The sequence below is a fragment of the Litorihabitans aurantiacus genome (assembly GCF_030161595.1).
In the GTDB taxonomy this organism is placed as follows: Bacteria; Actinomycetota; Actinomycetes; order Actinomycetales; family Beutenbergiaceae; genus Litorihabitans; species Litorihabitans aurantiacus.
In genome coordinates this window covers 1,341,254-1,352,032 of sequence record NZ_BSUM01000001.1, presented here as the reverse complement: position 1 = coordinate 1,352,032, position 10,779 = coordinate 1,341,254, and the positions used below count along the sequence as shown (strand labels likewise).

Sequence of the window (10,779 nt, the reverse complement as noted above, 5' to 3'; positions counted from 1 at the left end):
GGAGCGGGACGTGGCCGGCGGGCGCGACGATCGTGCGGGCGTCGGTCGGGGCGGCCGTCGGGACGGACGGCGCGCCGGCGCGGGTGCCTGGGCGCGCTCGATCGTGCTCCGGGCGCTGCTGATCGCCCTCGTGTGGGTCGCCGTCACGGAGGCGGACGCCTCCGCGCTCGTCTACGCCGCGCCGGCGATCGCGGTCGGTGTCGGGGTCAGTCTCGTGGTGACGGGTGGGCCAGCCCGCGGCCGCCGCGGCGGGGACGCGGTGCGCGGAACGGCGCGTCGCGCGGCTGCTCTCGCCTCGCTCACCGGCTGGATCCTCGCCCGGTCCGTGGCCGGGGGCGTCGACGTCGCCCGGCGGACGCTCCGGCTGCCGCACGCGGACGTCGACCCGTGCTGGACGACGGTGGAGTGCCGGCTGCCCGCGGGCGCGCCGCGGGTGGTGTTCGCGTTCGTCATGAACCTCATGCCCGGGACCCTGACGGCCACCGTGCGCGACGCCGACGGTGCGGACGACGGGACGGACGACGGCGGGTCCGGCGGCGAGGGTGGACGGGCGGTGCTGGACGTCCACGTCATCAGCCCCGAGCTGGACGTCGCAGGCGCGGCGGTCGAGCTCGAACGGCGGCTGGCCGCGGCGCTTCCCGGCCCGGGGCACCGCGACGCGTCTTGACGAACGGTCGCGTCGTCTCACGATGTAAGAGGAATCGGGCCGCGGTGGATCGACGCCATCCTCGTTCGTAGCCTGCTGGCCGAGGGTGCTGCTGCGGCGGCGTCCCGCCCGCCCGTCCACCTGCCCGCCGGGACACCCGGCAGACCGAGGACCCGATGTCGCTCACCGCACGCCCCGCGCGCCCGAACGCCGCGACGCCCGTGCACGCCCAGACTGCCGAGGCCGTCGCGCTGCGTGACGTGCAGCGCACGTTCACCACCCCCGCCGGGCCGCGCCCCGTGCTGGCCGGCGTGGACCTCGAGATCGCGGCCGGGGAGATCGTCGCGGTGCTCGGCACCTCGGGCTGCGGGAAGTCGACGCTGCTGCGTCAGATCAGCGGGCTCGACCACCCGACCGCGGGGAGATCCTCATCGGGTCGAGCGCCGTGGCCGGCGTCGACCCGCGCACCGCCGTCGCCTTCCAGGAACCGCGCCTGCTGCCGTGGCGCACCCTCGCGCAGAACGTGCGCCTCGGGCTTCCTCGGGGTACGCCCAAGGCCGCCGGTGCCGCTCGCGTGGCGGAGCTCCTGGAGCTGGTGGGCCTCACGGCGTCGGCCGACCTGCGGCCCCGCCAGGTCTCGGGCGGCATGGCCCAGCGCGCCTCGCTCGCGCGCGCCCTCGCCCGCAACCCCGCGGTCCTGCTGCTCGACGAGCCGTTCGGCGCCCTCGACGCGCTCACGCGCCTGAAGATGCAGGACCTCCTGCTCACGATCCACGCCGCCGAGCCGACCACCGTCGTGCTCGTCACGCACGACGTCGACGAGGCGCTCGTGCTCGCCGACCGCATCGTCGTGCTGCGCACGATCGACCCGGCGGCACCCGTCGGAGCCCCGGGGGCGGCGTCGGTCCGCGACGTCATCGACGTCCCGGGTCCGCGCCCCCGCGACCACGCCGACCCCGCGCTCGCGGCGCTGCGCGCCGAGCTGCTCGGCGGCCTCGGGGTCCCGGCGCGCGTCGCCGGCGCGCAGACCGCCGAGTCCGCAGCCGCGGCGCACGACGGCGACGCCCCGACCATCACCCCAGCCACCCCCTCAGCCCCCACCCAGGAGTCCGCATGACGATCCGCCCCTGGCGCGCAGCGACCGCCGCCGTGCGCACCCAGCCCGTGCTCGCCCTGTCGGCGGCCGGTCTCGCCGCGGCTCTCGCCCTGACCGGCTGCGTCGCCGGGGAGGGCGGCGCCGCCGACCCCGGTGGGGCCGCGACAGGCGAGACCGACGGCTGGAGCGACGACACGCTCGCGATCGACTTCGCGACGTACAACCCGCTCAGCCTGGTCATCAAGGACCAGGGGTGGCTCGAGGCGACGCTCGGCGACGACGTCGAGGTCACCTGGGTGCAGTCGGCGGGGTCGAACAAGGCTAACGAGGCGCTGCGCGCGGGCGTCGTCGACGTTGGCTCGACAGCGGGCTCGGCGGCTCTGCTCGCGCGGTCGAACGGGTCGCCCATCCACTCGATCTACGTCTACTCGCAGCCGGAGTGGGCCGCCATCGTCGTGCCCGAGGGCTCCGCGATCACGTCGGTCGCCGACCTCGCCGGGACCTCCGTCGCCGCGACCAAGGGCACCGACCCGTACTTCTTCCTGCTGCAGGCGCTCGACGAGGCCGGGCTCGGCCTGGAGGACGTCGAGGTCCAGAACCTCCAGCACGCTGACGGGAAGGCCGCGCTCGAGAGCGGCGCCGTCGACGCGTGGGCCGGCCTCGACCCCCTCATGGCCACCAGCGAGATCGAGGCGGGCTCGACGCTGCTGTACCGCAACGTCGACTTCAACACCTACGGCCTGCTGAACGCCACCGAGAGCTTCCTGAGCGAGAGCCCCGACCTCGCCCAGGTCGTCGTGGACGCCTACGCGAAGGCCCGCGAGTGGGTCGCGGCGAACCCGGACGAGGCCGTCGCGATCCTCGCCGAGGCCGCCGGCATCGACGGGGCGATCGCGGAGAAGGTCCTCACCGAGCGCACCGCCGTCGACATCGACCCCGTTCCGGGCGAGGCGCAGCGCACCGTGCTCGAGGTGGTCGGCCCGTTCTTCGTCGACGGCGGCGACGTCGCCGACCAGAGCCAGATCGACGCGGCGCTGGCGGAGCTGCTCGAGCCGACCTACGCCGAGGCGGCCGACCCCGCCACGATCGCCGACTGACGTCGGGCCCGCCCGCCACCTCCGCAGCACCGACCGATCCACGAGGAGCCGTCTTGACCGCGACCAGCACCGGGGCACCCCCGGAGGCAGCGCACGCGACCGCCGGCGACGGCGCGCCGCACGACACCGCCTCGGGACCGGTGAGCAGCGGCCGGGGTGGCCGCCGCGGTCCGAACGGCCGCCGCGGAGTGGCTGACGCCTCCGCGGCGGCGGGGGCGGCGGGTCCCGCTGGCGCCGGGTCGCCGTCGGCGCGATCCTCCCGCTCCTCGTGCTCGCGGCGTGGACCTTCGTCACCGAGACCGGCCGCGTCCCGGCCTACCGCCTGCCGTCCCCGGCCTCGGTCTGGACCGCCGCCGTCGACCTCGCGCAGCGCGGTCTGCTGGGGCAGTACGTGGCGATCTCGACCCAGCGCGTGATCATCGGCTTCGTGATCGGCGCCGTGGTCGGCCTGGTGCTCGGCGCCGTCGTCGGGCTCTCGCCGCGCGTGCGGGGGCTGCTCGCGCCCTCCTTCGACGGTCTGCGCGCCGTTCCGTCGCTCGCCTGGGTCCCGCTGCTCGTGCTGTGGGTGGGCATCAACGAGGACAGCAAGATCATTCTCATCGCGATCGGGGCGTTCTTCCCCGTGTACACGACGGTCGCGGGCGCGCTGCGCCACGTGGACCCGCACCTGGTCGAGGCCGGCCGCGCCTACGGGCTGACCGGGCCGCGGCTGCTGGCACGCGTCCAGCTGCCCGCCGTCGTCCCCTCGGTCGTCTCGGGCCTGCGGCTGGCGCTGGCCCAGTCGTGGCTGTTCCTCGTGGCGGCGGAGCTGCTGAACTCCTCGATGGGCCTGGGGTTCCTGCTGGTCGACTCGGGCCAGAACGGCCGCGTGGACCGGATGATCCTCTCGATCGTGCTGCTCGCGCTGCTCGGGGGTCTGACCAACGCGCTCGTCGGGCTCGCCGAGAAGCACCTGCTGCGGCGGTGGTCGTGACCGACGTGCCGCAGTCCGCCATCTCCGCCCTCCAGACCGAGTACCGCACCTACCCGGCTCCCGCCGCCTTCGCCGCGAGCGCCAACGTCGACGCCGCCGAGCACGCGCGGCTGCTCGCCGAGGGGAGCGCGACCCGGTCGCGTTCTGGGAGCGCGCGGCCCACCGGCTGCGCTGGGACACCCCGTGGCACACCGCCCACACCTGGTCCCCGGCCGTCCCGGTCGAGGGCGGGGCCGACGGCGAGCTGACCGTCCCCGAGGCGCGCTGGTTCGTCGGCGGCCGGCTCAACGTCGCGGTCAACTGCGTGGACCGGCACGTGCAGGAGGGCCGCGGCGACAAGGTCGCGATCCACGCCGAGGGGGAGCGCGGCGAGGCCCGCTCGCTCACCTACGCACAGCTGCAGCGGGAGGTCTCGCGCGCCGCGCACGCGCTGACCGCGCTGGGCGTCGGGAAGGGCGACCGCGTCGTCGTCTACCTCCCGGTGATCGTGGAGACGATCGTGGTGACCCTGGCGATCGCGCGCATCGGCGCGATCCACTCGCTCGTGTTCGGCGGGTTCTCCGCCGAGGCCGTGCGGTTCCGTGTCGAGGACACCGGTGCCAAGGTGCTCGTCACGAGCGACGGCCAGTTCCGCCGCGGCGCCGCCGTCGAGGTCAAGTCGACCGCCGACGACGCCGTCGCGGGGCTGGACCACGTCGAGCACGTGCTCGTGGTGCGGCGCACCGGGCAGGACGTGCCGTGGACCCCCGGCCGGGACGTGTGGTGGCACGACGTCGTGGACACCGCCGACCCCGTCCACGAGGCGGAGTCGTTCGACTCCGAGACACCGCTGTTCATCATCTACACCTCCGGCACCACGGGGCGGCCGAAGGGACTGCTGCACACCAGTGGCGGATACCTCACGCAGGCGGCGTGGACGCACTGGGCGCACTTCGACGCGAAGCCCGACGACGTGCACTGGTGCACCGCCGACCTCGCCTGGGTCACGGCGCACACGTACGAGATCTACGGTCCGCTCGCGAACGGGCTCACCCAGGTGATCTACGAGGGCACGCCCGACACCCCGCGGCGCACCCGGCACCTCGAGATCATCGAGCGCTACGGCGTCACGACCTACTACACGGCGCCCACGCTGATCCGCACGCTGATGACGTGGTTCCCGGACGGCGTGCCGCCCGAGCACGACCTGTCCAGCATCCGCCTCCTCGGCACGGTCGGCGAGGCGATCAACCCCGAGGCCTGGGTCTGGTTCCGCGAGCAGATCGGCGCCGGGAGCGCCCCCGTGGTGGACACGTGGTGGCAGTCGGAGACCGGTGCGGCGATGATCGCACCGCTCCCGGGGTCCAGCACGCTCAAGCCCGGGTCGGCCACGCGGGCCACGCCGGGCATCTCGGTCAAGGTCGTGGACCCCGAGGGCAAGGAGGTGGCCCGCGGCGCGGGCGGCCGCCTCGTCGTCGACCGCCCCTGGCCCGGGATGGCGCGGACCGTGTGGGGCGATCCGCAGCGCTACCTCGACTCCTACTGGCGCGCGTACGCCGGTGCAGGCGAGGACGGCCAGGGGTACTTCCTCGCGGGCGACGGCGCGACCGCCGACGCCGACGGCGACGTCTGGCTGCTGGGGCGGCTCGACGACGTCGTCAACGTCTCCGGCCACCGGCTCTCGACCATCGAGGTCGAGTCGGCGCTGGTGGCGCACCCGGCCGTGGGCGAGGCGGGGGTGGCCGGCGTGGCCGACCCCGTGACCGGGCAGGCGATCACGGCGTTCGTCATCCCGTCGCGACCGCCGGCAGACCCCGCCGACACGGCGGGCTGGCGCGCCGCGTCGGCCGCCGCGCAGGAGGAGCTGCGGGCGCACGTCGCGACGGCGATCGGTCCCGTCGCGAAGCCGCGCCGCGTCGTCCTCGTCCCCGACCTGCCGCGCACGCGGTCGGGCAAGATCATGCGGCGGCTGCTCGCCCAGGTGCACGACCGCGAGACACTGGGGGACGCGACGTCGCTGCAGAACGCGCACGTGCTCGACCAGATCCACCACCTGCTGCACGGCGACGCGAGCGTCCCCGTGCCGCAGCCGGCGCCGGGCGCACCGGCCCGTCCGACCGAGGCGACGAAGGAGCCATCCCGATGACCGACCGCCCCTGGGGCTTCCGCACGCGGGCGCTGCACGCCGGGGGAGTCCCCGACTCCGCCACCGGTGCCCGCGCCGTCCCGATCTACCAGACGACGTCCTTCGTCTTCTCCGGCACCGACGACGCCGCGAACCTGTTCGCGCTGCAGAAGTACGGCAACATCTACTCGCGCCTCGGCAACCCCACCGTGGCGGCGTTCGAGGAGCGCATCGCCTCGCTCGAGGGCGGTATCGGGGCGGTCGCGACGGCGTCCGGCATGTCCGCGGAGTTCATCACGTTCGCCGCGCTCGTGGGCGCCGGGGACCACGTGGTCGCCTCCGCCCAGCTCTACGGCGGCACGGTCACGCAGCTGGACGTGACGCTGCGCCGGTTCGGCGTCGAGACCACGTTCGTGGCCGGCACCGACCCGGCCAACTACGCCGCGGCGATCCGGCCGGAGACCAAGGTGCTCTACACCGAGGTCGTGGCCAACCCGTCCGGCGAGATCGCCGACCTGGCCGGCCTCGCGGAGGTCGCGCACGCCGCGGGGATCCCGCTCGTGGTCGACTCCACGCTCACCACGCCCTACCTCGTGCGCCCGATCGAGCACGGCGCCGACATCGTCATCCACTCGGCCACGAAGTTCCTCGGCGGGCACGGCACCACGCTGGGCGGCGTCGTGGTGGAGAGCGGGCGGTTCAACTGGGGCAACGGGAAGTTCCCGCAGATGACCGAGCCCGTGGCCTCCTACGGCGGCGTGCAGTGGTGGGGCAACTTCGGCGAGTACGGCTTTCTGACCAAGCTGCGCTCGGAGCAGCTGCGCGACATCGGCCCCTCGCTCTCGCCGCAGTCGGCCTTCACGCTGCTGCAGGGCGTGGAGACGCTGCCGCAGCGCCTGGACGCGCACCTGGCGAACGCCCGCGCCGTGGCGGAGTGGCTCGAGGCGGACCCGCGCGTCACGTACGTGAACTGGGCCGGACTCCCCGGCCACGTCCACCACGACCGGGCGCAGCGCTACCTGCCGCAGGGGCCGGGGGCGGTCTTCGCCTTCGGCGTGGCTGCGACGGACGACGTCGACGGCCGCACCGCAGGACGGCGCTTCATCGAGGCGCTGCAGCTCGCGAGCCACCTCGCCAACGTGGGGGACTCCCGCACGCTCGTCATCCACCCCGCCTCGACGACGCACGCGCAGCTCTCGGCCGAGCAGCTCGCCGCGGGCGGCATCACGGAGGACCTCGTGCGCATCAGCGTCGGTCTGGAGGACGTCGAGGACATCCTGTGGGACCTCGACCAGGCGCTCACGGCGGCGACCGCCGTCGACGAGACGACGTCGCCGTCGAGCCCGGCGGAGGTGTCCGCATGACCGCCGCCACGCGCACCTGGATCGGCCCGAGCGCCCCGGAGCGGCTCGCGCTGCTGCGCCGCACGCGGTCCGTCGCGATCGTGGGTGCCTCGGCCAACACCGCGCGCGCGAGCTTCTTCGTGGCGACGTACCTCCTGTCGAGCTCGCCCTACGACGTCTACTTCGTCAACCCGCGCGCGTCCGAGATCCTCGGCCACCCTGTCTACCCCTCGCTCGCCGACCTCCCGGTCGTGCCGGACCTCGTCGACGTCTTCCGGCGCCACGACGACCTCCCGGGGGTGCTGGAGGAGACGCTCGAGGTCGGGGCGAAGGCCCTGTGGCTGCAGCTCGGCTCGTGGCACGAGGACGTCGCGCGCCGCGGTCAGGAGGCGGGGCTCGACGTCGTGATGGACCGCTGCCTGAAGATCGAGCACGCGCGCTTCCACGGCGGGCTGCACCTGGCCGGCTTCGACACCGGCGTGATCAGCTCCCGGCGCGCGCCCGGCTAGCCGACGGGGACGGGCCCGGGGTCGGGCTCCTGGTCGGGCCCTGGTCCTGGTCCGGGGCCGGAGCAGTCGCCGGGCCGGTGCCGGGGGCGCCACCGGGGTGGGTCACCGCGGTGCGCGGGATCCGCAGGGTGAAGGCCGCACCCGGACCCGTGCGCTCGGCGACGGTCACGTCCCCGCCGTGCGCCCGCGCGACGTCGCGGGCGATCGCGAGCCCGAGACCCATGCCGGGGGTCGCCGTGCGCCGCGCGGAGACCGACCGGAAGCCGCGCTGGAACAGCTGGGGGAGGTCCTGCGGGTCGATGCCGGGTCCGTCGTCCACGACGTCGATCCGCACGTCCTCGCCCGAGGCGGTCACGACCACGCGGGCGCGCCCGCCCGCGGGGGTGTACTTGAGGGCGTTCGAGACGAGGTTCTCGAGCGCCTGCCGCAGCCGGAGCGGGTCGAACGTCCCGGCGACGTGGTCGTGCACGGACTCCAGCACGAGCGCGACCTCACGGCCGGCGGCCTTGGGTCCGAACGAGGCGACGGTCTGGCGGGCGACGTCCAGGACGTCCCCGGGTTCCGGGCACAGCCGCGCGTGCGCCTCGACCCCGGCCTGCAGGAGGTGCTGCACCAGCGTGCTCAGGTGCGTGGCGTTGCGGTGGATGACCTCGACCGGCCGGGCGAGCCCGAGCGCCTCCAGGTCCGCGGTGTCCTGGAGCATCTCCGCGAATCCGATGATCGAGGTCAGCGGGGTGCGCAGCTCGTGCGTGAAGGTCAGCAGCATCTCCTCCCGCGTGGTCACCGCGTTCGCGAGGTCCGTGACGTCGTGCGCCGCCATCACCCATCCCGCGGGGCCGGCGGCGTCCACGAGGCGGGTGCCCGTGAACTCCACGGCGCGCTGGTCCCCGGGCGGGCCGAGGAAGTACAGCTCGCCCTCGACGGCCTCGCCGCGCATCATCCGCTCCACCGGCTGCGCACCCGGGACGACGGGCGTGCGGCGGTCGGAGCGGTACATGTGCTGGGCGCCGGGTCGCTCGAAGTCGTACCCCGAGCGCTCGGCGAGCCGCGCCATCGCGCGGTTGCGCACGGAGACACCGCCGTCGGCGTCGTAGACCGTGAGCCCCGACTCGATCGCGTCGGCGACGAGCTGTGGTGGCGGCTCCGCGGCCTCGTCGGCCCGGCCGTGGCGTGCTCCCCGGGTTCGCAGGAAGGTCATCGTGATCACGGTGACGGCCGCGGTGTCGGTCAGCAGCGCGCCCACCAGGGCGTCGGCGGGTGCGCCCGCCACCACCGCGCTGCCGATCGTCAGGGCCGGCGGGAGGGCGACGGCGAGGAGGAACGGACCGAGGCGACCGCCCGCGGTGTGGGCGAGCACGAGTGCGGGCAGCAGGACCAGGCCGGACGCGAGCGGCCCCGGAGGGACCAGGGCCACGTCGACGACGGCGACGGTCGCCACCTGCAGGGTCACGACGCTCGCGACCGCGCCCGCCCCCGTGGGACGGCGCACGGTGGCGGTGACCGCGACGGACGCGAGGGCCAGCACGACGACGAGGCCGACGACGCCCGGGTGCACCGAGGACCCGCCGGCGCGGAGCCCGGCCCCCACGCCCACCACGACCACCAGGGCGAGGACGAAGGGCAGCTGGTGGAGCAGGAGCGCCCGTCGGCGCACGGGGCGAGCCGCGCCCCCGGCGGTCGGTCGGGACGACGGGGCGGTCGGCGATGACGTCACACTCGTCACCGTAGGTCGGCCCGCGCCGGGCGCCGCGCAGGGAGTGCTGTGAGGTCCCCGACACGACGCGATGCCGTAAAGTGTCGGCGGCACGCCCGACACCGCCGGCCCGCCCGCGCACGCCTCGTGCCCGGTCGCCGCGGCCGCCGTCGGGACCAGACCTGAACCGGGGCCCGCGCCCCACGATCCGGAGGATGCGCTGTGGCCAGCACGAACGACCTGAAGAACGGCATGGTTCTCAACCTCGAGAACCAGCTCTGGAGCGTCGTGGAGTTCCAGCACGTCAAGCCCGGCAAGGGCCCGGCCTTCGTGCGCACCAAGCTCAAGCACGTCCTGTCCGGCAAGGTCGTGGACAAGACGTTCAACGCGGGCCTCAAGGTCGAGACGGCCAACGTCGACAAGCGCGACATGCAGTACCTGTACAAGGACGGCGAGTCCTTCGTGTTCATGGACTCGAGCGACTACGAGCAGATCTTCGTGACCGAGGCCACCGTCGGCGAGGCTGCGCGCTTCCTCCTGGAGAACACCGAGGTCATCGTCGCGCTGCACGAGGGCAACCCGCTCTACGTCGAGCTGCCCGCCTCGATCGTGTTCGAGGTCACCTACACCGAGCCGGGCCTCCAGGGCGACCGCTCGAACGCGGGCACCAAGTCCGCCACCATCGACACGGGCACGGAGATCCAGGTGCCGCTGTTCGTCGAGATCGGCACCAAGGTCAAGGTCGACACCCGCACGGGTGCCTACCTCGGCCGCGCCTGAGCACCGGCTCGGACACCCGCACCCGTGCCCGACCGCAGCAAGGACCGCCGGCGAGCGCTGGACCTCCTCTTCGAGGCGGACCAGCGCCGCCGCGCCGGTGACGGCGTCGCCATGATCGACCTCCTCGCGCAGCGCATGGCGGACCCCAGCGGCCTCAAGCCGATGCGCACCTACGCCGCCGAGATCGTCGAGGGCGTCGCCGAGCACCTCGCGCGCATCGACGAGCTGCTCGAGTCCTACTCCCACTCCTGGACGCTGGAGCGGATGCCCGCCGTCGACCTCGCGCTCCTGCGGATCGGCGCGTGGGAGCTGCTGTACAACGACGACGTGCCCGACGCCGTCGCCGTCGAGCAGGCCGTGGACCTCGCGGCCGAGCTCTCGACCGACGAGTCGCCCGCCTTCGTCAACGGCCTGCTGGGCCAGCTCCAGCGCCACGCGCCCGCCCTGCGGGACGCGACCGCAGCACCCGAGGTGCCGCAGTAGCCTGGACGCACCACCACCAACTCCACCTTTAAGCCCGTCCCGTGAGGCGGGGAAG

Annotated in this window: 8 protein-coding genes and 2 pseudogenes; 9 read left to right on the top strand and 1 reads right to left on the bottom strand. The window is 74.3% G+C overall.

All coding sequences use genetic code 11. The features are described from left to right. Positions 1-10: 10 nt before the first annotated feature. From QQK22_RS06360 to QQK22_RS06330, 7 genes and pseudogenes are all read left to right on the top strand, one after another. The gene (locus QQK22_RS06360; RefSeq protein ID WP_284250180.1) at positions 11-667 is read left to right on the top strand and encodes a Na+/H+ antiporter subunit E; all 657 of its coding nucleotides are present in this window, start codon (positions 11-13) and stop codon (positions 665-667) included. 155 nt (positions 668-822) lie between these two features. Then, positions 823-1,763, top strand: a pseudogene (locus QQK22_RS06355) (ABC transporter ATP-binding protein). Continuing rightward, entirely contained in the window at positions 1,760-2,839 is a 1,080-nt protein-coding gene (locus QQK22_RS06350) for an aliphatic sulfonate ABC transporter substrate-binding protein (RefSeq protein ID WP_284250179.1), read from the top strand. The pseudogene QQK22_RS06355 and the gene QQK22_RS06350 overlap by 4 nt, the downstream one beginning before the upstream one ends. Before the next feature lie 268 nt (positions 2,840-3,107). Then, on the top strand, positions 3,108-3,812 hold the full coding sequence (locus tag QQK22_RS06345; RefSeq protein WP_431310138.1) for an ABC transporter permease: 705 nt from the start codon (positions 3,108-3,110) through the stop codon (positions 3,810-3,812). Positions 3,813-3,948: 136 nt separating this feature from the next. Further along, a pseudogene (gene acs, locus QQK22_RS06340) lies at positions 3,949-5,937 on the top strand (acetate--CoA ligase); the annotation flags it as partial. Then, entirely contained in the window at positions 5,934-7,280 is a 1,347-nt protein-coding gene (locus QQK22_RS06335; RefSeq protein ID WP_284250178.1) for an O-acetylhomoserine aminocarboxypropyltransferase/cysteine synthase family protein, read from the top strand. The pseudogene acs and the gene QQK22_RS06335, both read left to right, overlap by 4 nt. Next, positions 7,277-7,768, top strand: a complete 492-nt coding sequence (locus QQK22_RS06330) for a CoA-binding protein (protein ID WP_284250177.1) — start codon at positions 7,277-7,279, stop codon at positions 7,766-7,768. The genes QQK22_RS06335 and QQK22_RS06330 overlap by 4 nt, the downstream gene beginning before the upstream one ends. Here QQK22_RS06330 and QQK22_RS06325 read toward each other — a convergent pair. After that, entirely contained in the window at positions 7,743-9,482 is a 1,740-nt protein-coding gene (locus QQK22_RS06325; RefSeq protein WP_284250176.1) for a sensor histidine kinase, read from the bottom strand. The two genes, QQK22_RS06330 and QQK22_RS06325, sit on opposite strands and share 26 nt — an antisense overlap. 201 nt (positions 9,483-9,683) lie before the next feature. On the opposite strand from QQK22_RS06325, the gene efp reads away from it, so the two are divergent. After that, positions 9,684-10,241, top strand: coding sequence for an elongation factor P (efp, locus tag QQK22_RS06320; protein WP_284250175.1), 558 nt, complete (start codon positions 9,684-9,686; stop codon positions 10,239-10,241). 24 nt (positions 10,242-10,265) lie between these two features. Further along, on the top strand, positions 10,266-10,724 hold the full coding sequence (gene nusB / locus QQK22_RS06315) for a transcription antitermination factor NusB (RefSeq protein WP_284250174.1): 459 nt from the start codon (positions 10,266-10,268) through the stop codon (positions 10,722-10,724). The last annotated feature ends 55 nt before the right edge of the window (positions 10,725-10,779 follow it).